At 33.4% G+C, this 18,536-nt stretch carries 18 protein-coding genes; 7 read left to right on the top strand and 11 right to left on the bottom strand.

Going from position 1 to position 18,536, the window contains the following annotated elements:
* Positions 1 to 153: 153 nt before the first annotated feature.
* The 6 genes from FC80_RS00600 to FC80_RS00575 form a co-directional block, all read right to left on the bottom strand.
* The gene (locus FC80_RS00600; RefSeq protein ID WP_057828214.1) at positions 154 to 1,302 is read right to left on the bottom strand and encodes a cation:proton antiporter; all 1,149 of its coding nucleotides are present in this window, start codon (positions 1,300 to 1,302) and stop codon (positions 154 to 156) included.
* Between the two features lie 234 nt (positions 1,303 to 1,536).
* The gene (locus FC80_RS00595; protein ID WP_057828213.1) at positions 1,537 to 2,241 is read right to left on the bottom strand and encodes a LutC/YkgG family protein; all 705 of its coding nucleotides are present in this window, start codon (positions 2,239 to 2,241) and stop codon (positions 1,537 to 1,539) included.
* Positions 2,234 to 3,712, bottom strand: a complete 1,479-nt coding sequence (locus FC80_RS00590; RefSeq protein WP_057828212.1) for a LutB/LldF family L-lactate oxidation iron-sulfur protein — start codon at positions 3,710 to 3,712, stop codon at positions 2,234 to 2,236. The genes FC80_RS00595 and FC80_RS00590 overlap by 8 nt, the downstream gene beginning before the upstream one ends.
* Before the next feature lie 13 nt (positions 3,713 to 3,725).
* Entirely contained in the window at positions 3,726 to 4,493 is a 768-nt protein-coding gene (locus tag FC80_RS00585; RefSeq protein ID WP_057828211.1) for a (Fe-S)-binding protein, read from the bottom strand.
* A gap of 261 nt (positions 4,494 to 4,754) precedes the next feature.
* Positions 4,755 to 5,231, bottom strand: a complete 477-nt coding sequence (locus tag FC80_RS00580; protein WP_057828210.1) for a Dps family protein — start codon at positions 5,229 to 5,231, stop codon at positions 4,755 to 4,757.
* 237 nt (positions 5,232 to 5,468) lie between these two features.
* Positions 5,469 to 6,023: an NADPH-dependent FMN reductase gene (locus tag FC80_RS00575; RefSeq protein ID WP_057828209.1), complete on the bottom strand. Its 555-nt coding sequence runs from the start codon at positions 6,021 to 6,023 to the stop codon at positions 5,469 to 5,471.
* A gap of 221 nt (positions 6,024 to 6,244) precedes the next feature.
* Between FC80_RS00575 and FC80_RS00570 the strand changes: the two genes are divergently transcribed.
* The 3 genes from FC80_RS00570 (at position 6,245) to FC80_RS00560 (ending at position 9,397) form a co-directional block, all read left to right on the top strand.
* A complete protein-coding gene (locus FC80_RS00570) occupies positions 6,245 to 7,354 on the top strand; it encodes an SLC13 family permease (protein ID WP_057828208.1) in 1,110 nt (369 codons plus the stop codon).
* A 310-nt stretch (positions 7,355 to 7,664) separates the two neighbouring features.
* Complete coding sequence (locus FC80_RS00565; RefSeq protein WP_057828207.1) at positions 7,665 to 8,708, top strand: LLM class flavin-dependent oxidoreductase; 1,044 nt, start codon at positions 7,665 to 7,667, stop codon at positions 8,706 to 8,708.
* A gap of 2 nt (positions 8,709 to 8,710) precedes the next feature.
* Entirely contained in the window at positions 8,711 to 9,397 is a 687-nt protein-coding gene (locus tag FC80_RS00560) for an NADPH-dependent F420 reductase (RefSeq protein ID WP_057828206.1), read from the top strand.
* Between the two features lie 26 nt (positions 9,398 to 9,423).
* On the opposite strand, the gene FC80_RS00555 is transcribed toward FC80_RS00560, so the two are convergent.
* Complete coding sequence (locus FC80_RS00555; protein ID WP_057828205.1) at positions 9,424 to 10,917, bottom strand: PH domain-containing protein; 1,494 nt, start codon at positions 10,915 to 10,917, stop codon at positions 9,424 to 9,426.
* Positions 10,910 to 11,401 (bottom strand): PH domain-containing protein, encoded by a 492-nt coding sequence (locus FC80_RS00550; RefSeq protein ID WP_057828204.1) that lies wholly within the window; start codon positions 11,399 to 11,401, stop codon positions 10,910 to 10,912. The genes FC80_RS00555 and FC80_RS00550 overlap by 8 nt, the downstream gene beginning before the upstream one ends.
* A 176-nt stretch (positions 11,402 to 11,577) precedes the next feature.
* Between FC80_RS00550 and FC80_RS00545 the strand changes: the two genes are divergently transcribed.
* The gene (locus FC80_RS00545; protein WP_057828203.1) at positions 11,578 to 12,183 is read left to right on the top strand and encodes a nitroreductase family protein; all 606 of its coding nucleotides are present in this window, start codon (positions 11,578 to 11,580) and stop codon (positions 12,181 to 12,183) included.
* 90 nt (positions 12,184 to 12,273) lie between these two features.
* On the opposite strand, the gene FC80_RS00540 is transcribed toward FC80_RS00545, so the two are convergent.
* A complete protein-coding gene (locus FC80_RS00540; protein WP_235807212.1) occupies positions 12,274 to 13,041 on the bottom strand; it encodes a tyrosine-protein phosphatase in 768 nt (255 codons plus the stop codon).
* Between the two features lie 174 nt (positions 13,042 to 13,215).
* On the opposite strand from FC80_RS00540, the gene FC80_RS00535 reads away from it, so the two are divergent.
* Positions 13,216 to 13,776: a TetR/AcrR family transcriptional regulator gene (locus FC80_RS00535; protein WP_057828201.1), complete on the top strand. Its 561-nt coding sequence runs from the start codon at positions 13,216 to 13,218 to the stop codon at positions 13,774 to 13,776.
* Between the two features lies 1 nt (position 13,777).
* Here FC80_RS00535 and FC80_RS00530 read toward each other — a convergent pair whose 3' ends face one another.
* Entirely contained in the window at positions 13,778 to 14,470 is a 693-nt protein-coding gene (locus tag FC80_RS00530; RefSeq protein WP_057828200.1) for an aspartate/glutamate racemase family protein, read from the bottom strand.
* Between the two features lie 281 nt (positions 14,471 to 14,751).
* On the opposite strand from FC80_RS00530, the gene glpK reads away from it, so the two are divergent.
* Both glpK and FC80_RS00520 read left to right on the top strand, forming a co-directional pair.
* Positions 14,752 to 16,257 (top strand): glycerol kinase GlpK, encoded by a 1,506-nt coding sequence (gene glpK / locus FC80_RS00525; RefSeq protein WP_057828199.1) that lies wholly within the window; start codon positions 14,752 to 14,754, stop codon positions 16,255 to 16,257.
* Between the two features lie 20 nt (positions 16,258 to 16,277).
* Positions 16,278 to 17,957 (top strand): glycerol-3-phosphate dehydrogenase/oxidase, encoded by a 1,680-nt coding sequence (locus FC80_RS00520; RefSeq protein ID WP_057828198.1) that lies wholly within the window; start codon positions 16,278 to 16,280, stop codon positions 17,955 to 17,957.
* Between the two features lie 178 nt (positions 17,958 to 18,135).
* Here FC80_RS00520 and FC80_RS00515 read toward each other — a convergent pair.
* Positions 18,136 to 18,536, bottom strand: a 401-nt coding sequence (locus FC80_RS00515; RefSeq protein WP_157055561.1) for a LysM peptidoglycan-binding domain-containing protein, incomplete at its 5' end; no start/stop codon positions are given.

Below are 18,536 nucleotides of genomic sequence, written 5' to 3'. Positions count from 1 at the left end.
TAATTGGGTAGCACCAATTATATAATTGATTTTCGCTCGGATTGTAACATTAAGATAGAAGTGAATTTCAATTAATAAAAAAAAGACCAAACTAGAATTGAAATTCTAACTTAGCCTTTAGGTCTTGTAATTGTTTGGGGAAATCGTAATTTATTACCTTAGTGTATTTCGAAGCATTAGTGGTGCTACGACTGTCGCTAAAACAATAACAAAAATAATATCAACGTATAGATTTTTTTGCAATAGATGAGCACTGAAACCAATTTGTGCGGTAATCAATGCCATTTCTCCACGTGCAATCATACCTGCACCAACAATATTACTACTTTTATTACTAAATCCGGTTAATTTAGAACCTAAAAATCCACCAAGCCATTTAGTTAAGATAGCAAGAATAGTCATTACAACAACAAAAAGTGATGATTTTAGAAAGTTATCGAATGAGATACTTAGCCCGATATTCACGAAAAAAACGGGGATGAAGATAGCATCACCAATTGACTCAATATACTTATCTACAATTTCTCTAGTATTTGTTTGGCCAACAGCTATACCTGCAAAAAAAGCACCAATTGCACCAGATAAACCAACAATTTCAGCAATATAGGCCATTGAAAGACAAATAATCAGAGCGCAGATAGTCCTACTAGCAGGAACTAATAACTTGTTACTAAGATGCATAATTAAAGGTGCAATCCAACGAACAAGGACGAAAACACTAATAAAGAAAATTCCTTGAAAAACAAATTTTGTAAAAAGGGTATTTCCACTATGCATGCTTGTTGTGGAAGTTGATCCATCTAGTGCAATTAAGAGACTTAAAATTAAAACACCAATGATGTCATCTGCAACTGCTGCCCCTAAAATTGTAGCCCCTTCCTTACTATCAAGTGTTTTGAACTCTCGTAAGACAACAACAGAAATGCTAACAGAAGTTGCAGCAAAAACTGCACCTATAAAAGTTGCCTCTAGTATACTATAGCCAAATAAAATACTTGCAATACCCATTGTAAAAATTGGAAGAAGTACCCCACATAATGCTACAGAAATTGCAGGTTTCAGAAATCTTCTAAGTTGTTTCATGTCGCTTTCAATTCCAGCAATAAACATTAGGAGAATAACACCAATTTCAGCAAAATTTGAAATCAATTCACTGGGTTGAACAATATTTAATAGTGCAGGTCCAATGACAATTCCAATTAGAAGTTGCCCAATAACTGTAGGCATTCCTAACCTAGCTGAAATATGGCCAAAGACGGTTGTAGCCAATAAAATAATAATGAGTATCCCGATAAAAGACATAAAAACTCCAATCTGACAGACTCCACCGAAAACAATAATATATTAGGAATTGTATCACAAAAAGTAGTAACAACTATAAAATGACTAGACTGATTAGGAAAAGTGAAAAAAACGCAAAAGATGTCTTTCAAGGTCATATCCAAAACCAAAATAAATGGAGAATACCCGACATTTTTTACGTTTTTTTAGTTAAAATTCAAATTAAGTTAATATTTATTAAATAGCGATATTGGACTACAAATCTTCCACAACTACGTATGTCATATCTAATGGACCATGAACACCAACAACGAGTACCATCTCGATATCACCAGAGTTTGATGGTCCAGTGATAAAGTTAATATTTGAAGTTACTAATTTTCCTGAAGAAATAGCATCTTCATATTTATGCATAGCCTGACGGCTTCGAGAAAGAATACAACTTTTAGGAATGATACTTAAATAATGAGTTGGCAAGAAATGAAAACCACGACCTTGACCGGGAGTTGTAGCAACAGTTATTGTGCCAGATTCTGCTAACAAATAATCAGCAAAGCCAATTGCACCATCAGCACTATTGGCCTTTTCTAAATTTTCTTTTCTAGAACTTTCAGGTAACCAAAATTCAGCAGAATCACTACGTTCTTTTTCCCATTCTGATAACCCATAAGTAGACCATTTATCGGTCGTGGGCAATATTAAATTTTGAATATCTTTTTTAGACAAAAAACTATTCAATAAGGAAGCTAGCGAGGTAGTGTCTGTTCTTTCAAAAGTAACATGAACAGCTTCACTATTTTTTTTTGCAATTTCAAATAATTCATCTTGAGACTTACCTGAAAGAGTAGTTTCAGGTAAGTCATTTACTGGTATAAATGGATGTTTGCTTAACTGATGTCTAGCTCTGCCAGATTTAGTTGCAATTCTATCAAGAAAGGTTTCTTTATTTTGATTAGTCATGTGAAACACCTTCTTGCTGTTCTTTTTTGTGTTTTTTATACCAACTTCTGAAGTTTTCAGAATGCTTAGGAGGCCTTGCTAAATCTCGAACGTTTGTCCAACCAGCACCCAATGAAGGAGCTTTTTCAATATGGCCATAGTTAAAAAGATTATCCACTGTGGTCTTTTTACTTTTAGATAGTGGTGCGGAGCCTAGATGATCTCCTTCGAGTGCCATTTTGAAAAGTATTGGAGAACTTGTGGCAACACCGGCACCCTTCATTAAAACATTATTAAAACTATGGTCCATTTTCAATTTATCCATCATGACTTCGCGATGCTTAATTAATAAATTGTGTAGTGGGATTTTTACAGGACAAGTTTCGGTACAAGCTGCACAAAGGCTTGAAGCAAAAGGTAGGTCACCAAATTTTTCATATCCATCTAAAACAGGAGACAAAACCGCACCAATTGGACCAGGATAAATGGAACCATATCCATGACCACCAATGTGACGATAGATGGGGCATACATTTAAACAGGCACCACAACGAATACATTGTAAAACTGGCTCAAAGTCTGTTCCCAAAGCATTTGAGCGCCCATTATCTAAAATAACAACGTAAAAGTCACTTGGGCCATCACTTTCGCCAACAACTTGTTTTCCGCTGAACGAACAGTAACTAGTCAGTTTTTGCCCAACTGCACTTCTGCACAACATATTGTCTAAAACTTCTGCTTCTTTTAGACTTGGCACAATTCTTTCCATACCCATTACGACAATTTGTGTTTCCGGAATAGCCATTGTTAAGTCGGCATTACCTTCATTTGTAACAAGATTGATTAGTCCACTGTCTGCAATTGCAAAGTTGCAACCGGTGATACCTAAATCAGCTTGCATAAAATATTCGCGCAAATATTTACGGGCGAACTTAGCCATTTCTTCTGGATCATTTGTACCAGAATATCCAAGTTTTTTGAACACCTTTTGAATTTGATTGCGGTTTTTGTGAAGAGTAGGAAAAACAATATGCGTTGGCTCGTCCCAGTCATCTTCTTGTAGAATAAATTCAGCAAGATCTGTTTCCATCAACGATGTATCAGGAAGAGACAACAATACTTTGTCTAAGTCAATTTCGGTTGTGACCATTGATTTGGATTTTACAATTTTGTGGGCATTTTTCTTTTTTGCAATTTCCTTTATATAATTTGCAGCTTCCTCATCGGTTTGCGCAAAAAAAACATGACCACCTTTTTTTGTGACATTATCACTAAATTGTTCCAAATAATCAGGAAGATACTTGATGACGTGTTGCCGAATTTGTTCACCCAGATCACGCCACTGTTCCCAATTGCCAAGTTCTTCACGAGCAGCTGTTCTTTTATCCCACTGTGCGTCTTGTGCTTTTGCAACAGACTGTTGCATGAAATGATCATTTTCTGATTCTTTAACGCGTGTTAAAAAAGGTTTATCACTAGTTGATATTGTCATAATTGGCCTCCTTCTATACAGTGGTTGGTTGGTCTTTGTAGCGAATACGGCTAGTATCAACATTATGATTTAGGACTTCAGCAATGTGCATAATCTTAATACTTTCATTTCGACGGCTAAAACGGCCACCAATATTCATTAAACAAGAAGCATCTGCACTAATTAATATTTTTGCTCCTGTACTAATGACACTGTCAACTTTCTCGTCGACCATCTGTTTTGAAATTTCAGGTTCTTTGACAGAAAATGTTCCACCAAATCCACAACAATTTTCCAAGTGAGGCAATGGAACCATTTTTAAATCTTTAACTTGTTCTAATAGTTTAAAAGGCGCAGTTTTTTCACCTAGTAGACGTGTCATGTGGCAAGAACGGTGGTAGGTTGCTGTTGCATCTAACTGAGCTCCAGCATCAATTACACCTAAAACATTATAAAGAAATTGTGAAAATTCATAGCTTTTGTCTGCTAATTCTTGTGCTTTTTGTGAGTATTCAGGATCATCCTTTAAAATGTGTGGATATTCACGAAGCATAGCAACACATGATCCTGCTGGTCCAACAATATAATCCGCATTTGCGGATAACAATGCATCAATTTCATTGTAGAATACTTTGTTACTTTCTTTACGATAACCACTATTATATGTAGGCTGCCCACAACAAATTTGATCAGTGGGTAAAGCAGTTTCGCAACCAAATCTTTCTAAGACTTCTACCATTGCTTGGCCTACATTTGGGAAAAGTAGATCAACAACACATGTAGAGAAAATTGCAACTTTCATAAGACACCTCCAAGAATAAATTTGAATAGTATCGATGACTTGCGGGCCAACTAAAGGGGCGAAAGAGAGGTACTATTTAAGTCACTGCTATTATAGCTCAAATTATTTTAAATTAGAATGATTATAAAGAAAAAAGTAAAAAAGTGAACAAAAAGGTATTAAAAAAATGATTTATATTTTTATAAATATGTTATTTGAAATAAAAAAAACCAAGTCAAAGAAGATATGACTTAGGTTCTATGCACAAACATTTTTAAAATATCACTCAAGAGGGCCCTTATTTAAGTATGCACTTACCATCCAGATGACTTTTTCAGTTTCTCGTTTATAGCCATTCAAAATGTCTTGAGTTGGAAAGTCTTTTTCTTGATCAGTAACATCTATTCCAATTTGGTATTGTTCCTTTAGATATTTGAATTCAGACAATAATTTATCCATTAGTTCTGCTAAGGTAAATTGATTAAAAGCTATTTTTTCATCTGGTAGTTTAGTGTGCGCACTAAATTCAGCAATAGTTGCAAATGGGCTACCTCCTAACGCAATTAATCGCTCTGCTAATTCATCAAGTTGATTACCCAAGATTTCTTTGTATTCATCCATCAAAGGATGAAGATGAAAGAAATTCTTTCCACGCATATACCAATGGATTTGTTGAATATTATTTTGAAGTTGAGTTAAATCTGCAAGGAGTTGATTCAATTGTACTAAGGTTTTGGAATTGTTAACTTGTTTAGACATCATAGGACCACCCTTCTTTTAATGGATACTCTCATTTTATATTGAACTTTATTCACAATCAATTTAAATGCTCTTGCTTATATTTAAAAATATAATGTAATATGTACTTTTACTAATCTTAAGTGGATAGTTTAAGTTTTATCTTTTTTCTGCTCCTAACAGTGCATAAAAAGGACCAAATCAAAGTCGTTGATTTGGTCCCAAATTATCGCATATAAATGTTTGATTTAGTAAAAATTATGCTAAGCGATTGATAAAGTCAGCAAAAGTGACCATTGCCCCGCCTAAAAATTTAACAGTACCTTCGTTTTTAATTTTTAAATCATCATCTAATAATTCTGTTACATTGCCGATATATAATTCAGGTTGTTGAATAGTAGGCATGTTTAAGAATACTAAAGATTGACGAAGATGGTGATTTGCACCAAAGCCACTAATAGCACCAGGAGAAACAGTTAAAATAATAGCAGGTTTCTTATCCCAAACACTTGCGCCATAAGGACGTGAGCCAACGTCAAGAGCATTTTTTAAAACCCCCGGTACAGATCGATTAAATTCAGGAGTTGCAAAGATTACTGCATCGACAGTTTTCATTTCTTCGCGGAAGGTAGTCCAACTTTCAGGGACCATACCTTCGTCGTCTAAGTCTTGGTTGTACATAGCTAATTTGCTAATATCAATATTCTTTACTTCAAATCCTGCAGGCAATTGTGAAGCCATTTGTTCAGCAACAGCACGTGTAAATGAACCTTTTCTTAAGCTACCAACAAGTAATCCGATTGTTTTAGTCATTAAAAGCACTCCTTATTTTTTGTAAGTATTATTTAACAACTCAACTATATCAACTTGTAACAAAAAAAGCAACAATTTTATTAAAAATAATGTCGTATTATTCTTTTTTATATGAGTTAATAAATTTTTTCGTTAATTAATCTGTAACAAGATACTTTGTGATAATAAACAATATTTAAAAGTATATAATAGGGAGAGAAAATGTAGGGAGAGAAACTTTTATGGGATTTTTGAAAAAAATGTGGAATGATCGAATGCTTATGGTAACCTTGATGTTCACATTGTTAAGTTTTTTAAAGGGGTTACCACATGTAGAAGATATTGATTGGAAAACAATTTTTATACTTGCATCATTGATGATTTGCATTCAGATACTAAATGAAGTTAAATTTTTAACCTATTGTAGCAACATCCTTGTGAGAAAAGCTAAAAATGAACAGGGGTTAATGCAAACTGTTGTTTTTTTAGGATTTTTTGGGGCGATGCTTTTAACGAATGATGTGGCAATTATTACTTTGTTACCAATATATTTTAAAATTGCAAAAGCACAAAATTTACCAGTGATTTTGCCAAGCATTCTGATAACTGTGGCTGCTAATCTTGGAAGTATTTCTACACCTTTTGGAAATCCGCAGAATATTTTTTTGGTTAGTTACTATAATTTATCATTATCATATTTTTTTGAAATCTCAATTTTACTTACCATTACTAATTTGCTAGTTTTGTACCTGATTACTCATGTGAAGTTTAAGAAAAAGGAACTTACTGTTTCAAAAGAAGTCTTTGAGGAGAAAATTGCTAAGTTTAAGTTGATTATTGGTTTGGTATTGTTTTTCTCCGTACTATGCAGTGTTTTTGGATTGATTCCAAGTTATATCTCGTTAGTTCTCACAATTATTGGCTGCTTGTTTCTACAGAAAAATATTTTGAAAAAAATTGATTATAACCTTTTGCTAATTTTTATATGCTTCTTTATCATAGTAGGAACTCTCAGTCGTGGTCATTTAATAAGTATTTTTTTTGAGAGCATGTTGACATCTAAATTAATGGTTTATTTATCAGCTATAGTAACTAGTCAAATTATTAGCAATGTTCCAGCATCAATTTTATTAGCAAAATTTACTGGGTTAGCAAGTGCTGTTTTTATAGGAGTGAATATTGGAGGACTAGGGACGATGATTGCTTCATTAGCAAATCTTCTAGCATTCAAGCAATTTGTATTGTACTATCCAGAAAAACGTACTTATTTTTTTAATACGTTCACAAAAGTTAATGTTATATTACTTTTGGTTTTGGGAACAGTGGGCTATTTATTTGTTTTAGTAACATAAAAAAACTCCGTGGTCTTGGGGTTAACCACGGAGAAAGGGAGTAGAGAAAAAACGAATTTTAGTAGCCTGCATCATCTCCGTTTTGGGGAAGCGGGATGTTTTTTATCAAGACTATGGTTATAGTATAGATTCAAATTTTGAAAAAACTATGAATAATAGTTAATGAATAATAGTGATTTTTGTTAAGCTAGTTTTAAGAAGAAGTACAATATTGTACGATTATCTATATTTCTTGACAGTATAATGAAGAAACACTATCATATTAATATACTTACGAAAAATAAGAATATAATTTTAAAGGATGAAAAAAATGATAAATACAAAAAAAATGATATTCGGACTTGATTCTTTTGGAGATATTCCTACAGATGATGAGGGTAATGTTTATACACAGGCGCATGCAATTCGACAGGTGATAAGAGAAGCAAAACTGGCAGATGATCTTGGAATTGACGTTATTGCACTAGGTGAGCACCACCGTGAAGAATATGCAATATCTAGTCCAGATATGGTCTTAGCAGCAATTGCAACAATTACTAAAAAAATAAAGTTGGCTACAGGTGTGACAGTTTTAAGTTCCGACGATCCTGTTAGAGTTTATGAACGTTTTGCGACACTTGAAGCGATATCTAATGGACGTGCTGAAGCTGTATTAGGTAGAGGATCATTTACGGAGTCTTTCCCATTATTTGGATATGATTTACAAGATTATGACCTTCTTTTTGAGGAGAAGCTTAACTTATATTCTAAGTTATTAGAAGAAAAGCCAGTAACATGGGAAGGAAAAACAAGAGCCTCTTTAAAAGATGCAAATGTTTTTCCAAAGACTGAAAATGGCAATATAGCCACGAGAATAGCAGTGGGTGGGTCACCTGAATCGGTTGTCAGGACAGCAAGGTATGGCTTTCCATTGACACTAGCGATTATTGGAGGATCTCCAGAACGATTTAAGCCATATATTGAGTTATATAAAAGAGCAGCTGACAAGTTTGAAAACCCTGCATTTCCAATTGCTGTGCATTCTCATGGGATGATTGCAGACACGGATGAAGAGGCTATTGAACTTGCGTGGAACCATATTAGAAAGAGTTTTGTGAAAATAGGAAATGATCGAGGTTGGGCACCTATGTCACGTGAACAATTCGAAAGTGAAGTACAAAATGGTTCGTTTTATGTTGGATCTCCTGAGACCGTTGCTAAAAGGTTAGCAAGAATGATTAAAACATTAGGAATTGGAAGATTTGAATTAGTATATGGTGCGGGTGGATTATCAGCCAGTGCGCGGGAACATATGATTGAATTGTATGCTACAAAAGTTATTCCAAGAGTACGAGAATTATTAAGTGAGGCCTAAAAATGGGTAAAAAAATTGGAATTTTGGGAGCAGGGAAACTAGGAACGGTGTTGGGACAACTAGCTTTAAAAGCTGGGTATGAAGTGTATATTGGTGGTTCAGGTAATCCTAGTAAAATTGCCCTGACAGTCGAAGTGTTGTTGCCTGGGGCAAAAGTACTTACGGCAAAGGAAGTGGCTAAAAAAACAAATTTAATTATTCTGGCACTACCACTTGGAAAGTATAAATCGTTATCAATTGAAGAATTATCAAATAAAGTAATAATTGATGCAATGAATTATTGGTGGGAAGTTGATGGGGAGAATCCTGAATTAACAGATGTTAGTTCGTCTTCTAGTGTGTTAGTACAAAATTATTTAAAAAATAGTAAGGTAGTCAAAGCTTTTAATCATATGGGATATCATGATTTATATGATGAAGCAAAGGAAAAAGGGCATGAAGGACGCAAGGCAATTGCAGTTGTGGGCGATGCTAGTGAAGCAGTAGCTCAAGTGGCTCAAGTGGTTGATGATTTTGGGTTTGATCCACTTGTTTATGGTTCTTTAAGTCAGGGTATTCGAATGGAACCAGGGAGTCCGGTTTTTGGAGCGAATTTGAAATATCATGATCTGAAAAGGGCATTAGCTTCTTTTGAGACAACAAAACGTGGAGTTGCAGCAATAAAAGCAGGTAATCAAGCTATGAAATAAAAAAGAGGTTCGGTCAAAAGTGAAACTTAAGGCTGAACTTCTTTTTTTATTAAAGTATAATTTTTGATTCTAGGAGCACAGTGAAATCTAATAGTCTCACAAGTCTTCCATGATAAATATTTTAATTTTATTGTTGAGGCAGATTCTCCTGTTTTAAAAACGAAAGATATGTGTCCAAGTTTTTGATAGTAGAGAAAAGGCGTGGTAGATATTGAAATTGTTTGAATTTTATTTAAAGGGCAGAGATACTCAGTACGTGTAAAAAAGAGAACAGTTCTAATCATGAGTAATTCTTTTTCGTAATAAGTGACAGCTTGACTTTTTGTTTGCCAAATAGAATTAATAAAAGATAATAAGGTAAAAAATAAAATTATAACACTAAAAAGGATATACCAGTTGCCACTCCAAAAAAATAGTGGAACTAGTAATAGTAAATTTAGAAATCTAAACCTACTAGATAAGAAATAATGTGGGGGGCATGAAACAGTATGTGGTTTTTTTTGAATAATTTTCGTATTAGTGAACTCAGGTAGAATTTGCATGAGCTTTTTGGTTAATAAGTGTCCGTTTATTATTGGGAAAAGAAAGAAGTTAGTGTCACTAGCATCTTCTTTAGCTTCACTTGTTGTACCTGATGCTAACAATAATTCAACTGTTTTGATATTTAAGAGCATTTGTAATAAGGAACTATTTATTCGAATGGCCTGAATTCTTTCAATTGGAATACTTAAAGTCGTTCGTGTAAAAAATCCGCGTTTGATAATTATATGATTTAATTCTCGATAAACTGTGAACTTATAGTATTTAAAAATATTTTTAATAATAGTCCCCAAAATTGTAAGTGTAACAACAGTGATTAGGACGAAAGTTAGAATAAGTATCCCACTAGTAAATAGTTTACTTAAAAATGAATTCAAATATTTGTAAGCAAAATGACTGAACGGGTAAACTATCGTGATTAATCCTAGAATAACAGAAATAACATCAAGATCGATTAGTGAAAAAATAATAATATTATTTAAAGAAACAGAATATTGGGGCATATAAATTTGTGTTTTACCTGAATCAATAGTATTTTCCTTTCCAAGCCGTAAATTTTCAAGGAGATTATATGTAGATCTAGTTACAACTTCTAATACAATATCTTCAATCTTACTACTTGAACTAGCAGTTTCAATAGTAATACTAACAAGGTTAAATGGACGAAATAAAAACCAGGTTTTTTGATGAATTGACTGGATTCTAGAAAAAGGGATAGTTTTTTCACGTTTGAAGAAAATACCAGATTTAATTGATAAGTTTGTAGAGGTAATAGCATATTTAAATGTAAACCAGCGATATAAATTGAATATAAATGCTAAAAAAAATAAAGAACCCAAAATAGCAATGCTATAAAACCAACTAGATTTGCTTTCGATATTACGAAAAACATCGAACGCTATTAAGAGTGAAAAAGAAAATACCCAAGAGGTACTCCTTTTTAATATTACAAAGGGATGGAGCCTCTTGTAATTATACATCTTCACGAATTACCTCGACTAAATCAAGTATTTGTGTTCTTAGATTAGCTGCTGTTTTAATATCCAAGCCACTTAACAAATGAACATTTGCAGCAGTATGGATTGATAGTTCAGTCAGATGTACAAAGCGAAGAATTGGTCCCTGGGAGGTTTCTATGTGTTGTATTCTAATTAGAGGTATATATGTTGTTTTACGGAAGAAGAATCCCGTTTGAATGGCAACTTCTGTTTGGTTGATTTTGTAACGATGAAAGTAGTATCTGTAAGGAATCAAAAGAAGTGAAGCTATTGTTGCCAATACTGCAACAATAAAAAAAATTATTGCAGATTTATTAATCCAAGAAGACGTTATGAAAATATTAGTGAAAAATCGGGCTAACGAAACAATGATAATTAATATAAAAAAAGTTAATAAGTCTGATATTATCCAGGCTTTTTTGATTGCAGAAGGCATTTTATTTTTCAATAAACTATATTTGCTCATTAATATTTCCAACTTTCAAAGTATTATTTTTTAAATGTATCAAATAATGATGAAACATGCAAATACAATAATATAGACTTTTAAAAAGTAAGTATTGACAGTCTGGAAAGTATTCAATAAAATTAGAACTGTTATAGAAAAGATAACAAATATTATTCATGTCGGGAGAGTTTTCAATGAATCAAAAACTTGTTGAATTATTAGCAAAGAGACGTTCAATTTATGCACTTGGTAAAAATGTTACAGAATCAAAAGAAGAGATTGTTAGTTTGGTGAAAAAAGCAATTAGGGAGTCACCTACAGCTTTCAATAATCAATCAACACGTGCAATCGTACTTTTTGGAAATGCATCAGATAAGGCTTGGGATTTGGTAGCTGAAAGATTGAAGTCTGAAGTACCAACAGAAGAAGCATACGCAAAAACTAAAGAAAAAATCAATTCCTTTAAAGCTGGTTTTGGAACAGTTTTATTCTTTACTCATCAACCAACAATTGATGATAACAAAGCTCAATTTGCACTATATGCAGATAACTTTCAAGATTGGTCAGAACAAGGCTTAGGTGGGGCTCAACAAAGTGTATGGGCTGCATTTACTGAAAACGGTATAGGAGCTAGTTTGCAACATTACAACCCAATCGTAGATGATATGTTTAAAGATGCGTTCAACATTCCTGAAGGCTGGGTTTTACGTGCTGAAATGCCATTTGGTTCAATTGAAGCAACACGAGAAGAAAAAGCATATATGAATGATGAAGAGCGTGTTCTTGTCATAGAAGATTAATTTTAAGGGTTATTAGTATGTGTATATAAAGTGGAAAAGGACTAAGCCAAAATTTATTTTGGCTTAGTCCTTTTTGTATTTCAGTAAATTTTATACAACATAAAGATTACGGAAAGTTGAAATATAGTTGGTAGGAAGATCAAGCCCAACACTAAGATAATTTTCAAAATTTTCAAAGTTTTGGTTTATTAAAGAAAAAGCATGATCAAGATATTCTTTTTTTACATTCAATGACACTTCTAGTCCAGCTAATTTGTCAGGAGATAGCTTGTTTTTAAAGGCTTGTAAAATTTTCTTATTTGCAACTTGACGATCTATATTGGTTTGTAGATAATCTTTATAGATTTCTTCATCACTTACACCAGCAATTTTTAAAATAAGCGCTGCAGCAAAACCGGTCCGATCTTTTCCAGCAAAACAATGGAATAGTATGGGATCAGAAGCGGATAATAGAGCCATAAAAAAAGTATGATAGCCCTTTTGAGCAGAGTCACCTAAAACCAATTCTGTGTAGGCATCGAACATGTGTGACTCAATGTCATCTGATATCGTCATATTTTTAAGACTAGGATTAGCTTGGCCTGCTGTAGACATTAAATTAATATTTTTATATTCAGCATTTTTTATCTGCGAATCTGGACGATTTTCAATTTCCTCAGGTCTTCTGAAATCATAAATCTTTTTAATTTTCAATTTGTTTTCAAGAAAGGAAATGTCTTGAGAGGAAAGGTCATATAATTCTCCACTTCGAAAAAAAATGTTTTTCTTAAAGTGTCCATGGTCAGTGGAAATATCGCCAATATCTCTAATATTTATAATTGATGTTTCTTTAGCATAGTTGATAGACAAATTAATCACTCCAATGTTGTATTAAACTACAGTTTAGCTATTATTGTATACTAAGAAAGTTATAAAAAATAGATACTATAAATAATGATTACATAAAAAAGCATATTTGTTTACAATCTGTTATAATTGTGAAAAATTGATTAATTATATGCTAATGGAAACTTTTGGTTATAGAGGTATAGAATGAATAAGAATAAAAAAATATATGAAATTATCATCCATGTTATTGAACAAAAAGGAGATAGATTTACCACATCTGAATTGGCATCTGAATTGAGAATTAGTAAGCGAACATTATACGATATGTTTCCAAGTAAAGATGCCATTATTAATGAGACTATTGACTTTGTTTTTAATGATTTTAAAAATAATTGGAAAAAAGCAGAGTTAGAGGCTACGATTACTCCTTCTGAGTTATTAAAGGGGCAAGGAAAGAGTTTCCCTACTACATACGATATTGACAAATTAATCAAGTTTACAATACAAATACGTGCGGGCTATCCCAAACAATGGGCTAGGATACAGCAGAACTTAGATGAATTAAGTCAATTAATTTATGAAGCCTTTATTGAAAATGAAAATGTGCGTGTATTGACAGATACTGAAAAAAAAATATTGCAAATGATATTACAACAGACACTCACTCAACTATTGGGAGAGAGTTTTCTTGAAGAGAATAATTTAAATTTTAAGCAGACAATTATGTCCTTATTTAAACTTATTTTATTTGGAATAGGGTATTAAGTTAGTTAACAAAAGCCATTTTTAAAATTTCGGCGACATGAATTGAAACAGTATCATAGACCGCTAGAGTTGTATCATTTTGATTCAAGATTAGTGGTAATTCAGTACAGCCTAGGATGACACCATCTAGGTTATTTTTTTTGCTCATTTTTTCAATTATTGAGAGTAGTTGTTGTTTGCTTTTTTGAGTAACAATTCCCAGTTCTAGTTCAGTGGATATTATTTTATGAATAACATCAATCTGTTGTGAAGAAGGTGTTACTACATTTATACCAAAAAGTTGTGCCTGTTTTTGATAAAAGTCAAGTTCCATTGTCATTTTTGTGCCAAGTAAACCGATGTTTGTATGGTTGTTTTTTTGAATAGCATTCAAAGTTGCTGTAACTATACTTATTAATGGTAAGGGAGAAAGCTGTTTTAGGTCATCAAAAATCATATGAGGAGTATTTGCGGTTAGTACTGCAAATTCAGCGCCAGCATTTTTAAGATTAGTGATGCTATGCAACAATATTTGTAAAAGTTTTTCTTTTTGTCTGGTTTCTTCCAGAGACAGAAGCTCAAAAACATCTAAGCTGTCTATAACTATTGCGGGGCACGAATTAGGTTTTATTTTTTGAACTCCTACAATCAATTGTTGGTAGTAATCTACAGTGGAAACAGGACCCATACCCCCAACTAAACCTATTTTTTTCATATACAAACTTCCTTTGATTTAGTTTAGTAATTATATTACATTATACATTTATTTTGACTGATAGTGTTGATTAATTTTTGAGGTGAATTAATATTGGTATAGCATAAATCCTTGTGAATTTAGTAATAAGATATTTCACACGACATTTTTGAATAGTCGGAGCCGTAAGGATAAAACAATTTTTTTAATAAACAAAGGCTAAAATTCTTGCAATATGAACAAAATGGTCTATCATTATATTCAAAGAAAGCGCTAACAATTATATAGGGGATGATTTTATAATGACAGCAAATTATATTTTAACAATTGATGAAGGCACTACTAGTACAAGGGCACTAATTATAGATCATGATGGAAAAATTATTGCTGATGCTCAAAGAGAATTTCCACAATATTTTCCTCATCCAGGTTGGGTTGAGCATAATGCAAATGAAATTTGGAACGCCGTGCTTTCAACAATTGCGAATGCCTTCATTAATTCAGGTATTCAACCAAAGCAAATTAAGGCAGTAGGAATCACTAATCAGCGTGAGACAACTGTTGTTTGGGATAAGGAGACAGGGTTGCCTATCTATAATGCTATTGTTTGGCAGTCAAGGCAGACCAATGATATTGCCCAAGATCTTAAGAAAAAAAATCATTCCAAGATGATACATGATAAAACTGGCTTGGTGATTGATCCTTATTTTTCTGCGACAAAAGTAAGATGGATATTAGATCATGTGGAGGGTGCCCAAGAACGAGCAAAAAAGGGAGAACTTCTCTTTGGGACCATTGATACATGGATTGCTTGGAAATTATCAGGTGGTGAAATTCATGTTACGGATTATAGCAATGCAAGTCGTACAATGTTATTTAATATCCATAAGCTTGAGTGGGATAAAGACATTTTAAAATTATTGAATATTCCAGAAGTTATGTTACCAGAAGTCAAAAGTAATTCAGAGATATATGGGACGACTGCTAAATATCACTTTTATGGCAGTGCTGTTCCGATTGCAGGAATGGCTGGGGATCAACAAAGTGCATTGTTTGGACAATTAGCTTTAGAATCTGGAATGGTGAAAAATACGTATGGAACAGGTTCATTTATTGTAATGAATACTGGAACTAAGCCAATAATGTCAGCCAATAATTTGTTGACAACAATTGCGTACGGAATTGACGGAAAGGTTAACTATGCGTTGGAGGGTTCTGTGTTTGTTTCAGGTTCAGCAATTCAATGGTTAAGAGACTCAATGCAGTTGGTGGATAGTGCTCCAGATTCAGAAAAAGCTGCACTGGAATCTCAAAGTCAAGATGAAGTTTATGTTGTTCCAGCATTTACAGGATTGGGTGCACCATATTGGGACTCAGATGCACGAGGTGCAGTTTTTGGAATTACTCGAGGGACAACTAGAAAAGATTTTATTAAAGCGGTGTTACAATCACTTGCATATCAATCAAAAGATGTTGTTGACACAATGTTTGAAGATACAAAAATTAAAATACCAGTGTTGAGAGTCGACGGGGGTGCGTCAAATAATAATTATTTAATGCAATTTCAATCTGATATTTTGGATGTACCCGTTGAACGGGCGGAAAATGTGGAGACAACAGCTATGGGGGCAGCATTTTTAGCAGGATTGGCAGTTGGCTTTTGGGATAGCGTGGATGATTTAAAGGAAATTTTCGCGGTGGGCAAAAAATTTGAGCCTAACATGGATGAGAAGAAAAGAAATGATTTGTATACAGGATGGCAACATGCAGTAAAAGCAACGATGGAATTTAAATATAATAAAAATTAATAGGTTTGGAGGAGATATTGATGATGGCTTTTAGTTCACAAACACGTATGGATAATTTACAAAAGATGCAAGATACTGAGCTAGATGTATTGGTTATTGGAGGAGGAATTACAGGAGTTGGGATTGCTCTTGACGCACAGACGAGAGGGCTAAATACAGGATTGATTGAAATGCGTGATTTTGCTTCTGGCACGTCAAGTCGTTCAACCAAATTAGTGCATGGAGGCTTGAGGTATCTAAAGCAGTTAGCAATTCATGAAGTTGCAGAAGTTGGTTCCGAGCGTGCAATTGTATATGAAAATGCACCACATGTAACGACACCTTTGAAAATGATGCTTCCGTTTTATGCTGGTGGGACTTTTGGAAAATTCACAACGGCAATCGCATTAGATGTCTATGATAGATTAGCTAAAGTTAAAAAAAGTGAAAGAAAGTTTATGCTAGATCCCGAGGATTCACTGAAAAGAGAGCCGTATTTAAAAGCCGATGGATTAAAGGGAACAGGGGTTTATGTTGAATACCGCACAGATGATGCTCGACTTGTGCTAGAGGTTGCAAAAAAAGCAAATGAAAAAGGAGCATTATTGGCAAACTATGTTAAAGTTACAGATCTAGTTTACAATGGGCAAGGTAAGGTTAATGGGGTAAAATATATTGATCAAATTACGCAAAAAACAGGAACAATTTATGCGAAACGTGTTGTTAATGCTGCAGGCCCATGGGTAGACACAATCCGACAAATGGACGGATCAGATATAGGTAAACATTTACATTTAACAAAAGGGGTACATTTGGTTGTTGATAGTGCGAAATTTCCTGTAAAAAATGCGATATTTTTTGATACTCCTTTCAATGACAAAAGAATGATGTTCGTTATTCCTCGAGAAGGTAAAACTTATTTTGGGACAACAGATACTAGTTGGGATAAAGATGCAAAAGAACCGTCAATTACAAGTAAAGATGTTCACTATATTTTAAGTGCTGTTAACCAGATGTTTGCAATCGAACCACTTACTTTCGCAGATGTAGAGTCGGCATGGTCGGGGGTTAGACCATTGATTCAGGAAGAAGGAAAAAGCCCTTCAGAAATTTCACGCAAAGATGAGATATTCCATTCGGATTCAGGGCTTTATTCTATTGCTGGTGGTAAATTAACTGGATATCGTAAAATGGCAGAAAAAATTATTAATGAGTTGGCTAAGGACTTTGCACAGGAATATGGAGACTATCATTATGTGGATACACAGACCGAAAAATTAGCGTTGTCAGGAGCTGATGATAGGGGAAGTCAAGGTTTTAAGGAATTTTTGCCAGAAGCAGTTAAACGCGGAATTGATTACGGGTTGGATGAAAATGAAGCAGAGGCATTGGTACATCGTTATGGTCTGAATGTCGATGAAGTTTACAAATTCTTAGAAGAATCCAAGGAAGCAGATACAGAATTGGAAGCAATTGATTATGCGCAACTACATTATGGGCTGGAAGACGAAATGGTAATTCATCCTATTGATTATTTATTACGTAGAAGTAGTCAAATGTTATTTAACTTTAACCATATGGACGAAGTATACGGAAAAATAGTTGATGAAATGGCTAATTATTTTGATTGGACAGATGAGACAAAGGCAAAGATGTTAACCGAAGTAAAAAGACAAATCGAAATTAGACAATCCTTCAAGAAGGACGAAGTTATGAGTTAAATATTTTAATATAGTATAAGTAAAAAATTGATAAATAAAAGGGACCAAATCAAAAAATAAAAATTTTGACTTGGTCCCTTATTATTTTGCTTAGTATGAGTTGCGCATAACATATAATGAATACACATGATATGTTTCTAATAGTATAGCAAAAGGTTATTGATTACTAAATCTTTTACTACTTTATTGTTAAGGACTGTCCAACATAAATAATATCAGATGTTAAATTATTTGTAGATTTAATTTGCGTAACAGTAGTACCATATTTCACAGCTAATTTCCACAAAGAATCGCCAGATTTAACAGTATAAACGGTTGCAGAAGAGCTACTAATCGAGCTGGATGTATCATTATTGGAAGTAGTAGACTGTGAGGAAACTTTAAGTACTTGACCGATATAAATTGTGTTCGTATTTAAAGAATTTAATTCTTTAAGTTTGGTTATAGTTAAGTTATATTTATTAGCAATTACCCACAAAGAATCGCCGGATTTAACAGTATAGCTAGAAGAAGTGTTGCTAGCTGAACTAGAACTAGTTGAAGAAGAGTTATTAGAACTAGAACTACTGTTATTAGAAC

The sequence above is a fragment of the Liquorilactobacillus cacaonum DSM 21116 genome (assembly GCF_001436735.1).
Classification (GTDB): Bacteria; Bacillota; Bacilli; order Lactobacillales; family Lactobacillaceae; genus Liquorilactobacillus; species Liquorilactobacillus cacaonum.
Note: the sequence above shows the minus strand (reverse complement) of the source record. Positions and strands in the feature narration are given on the sequence as shown.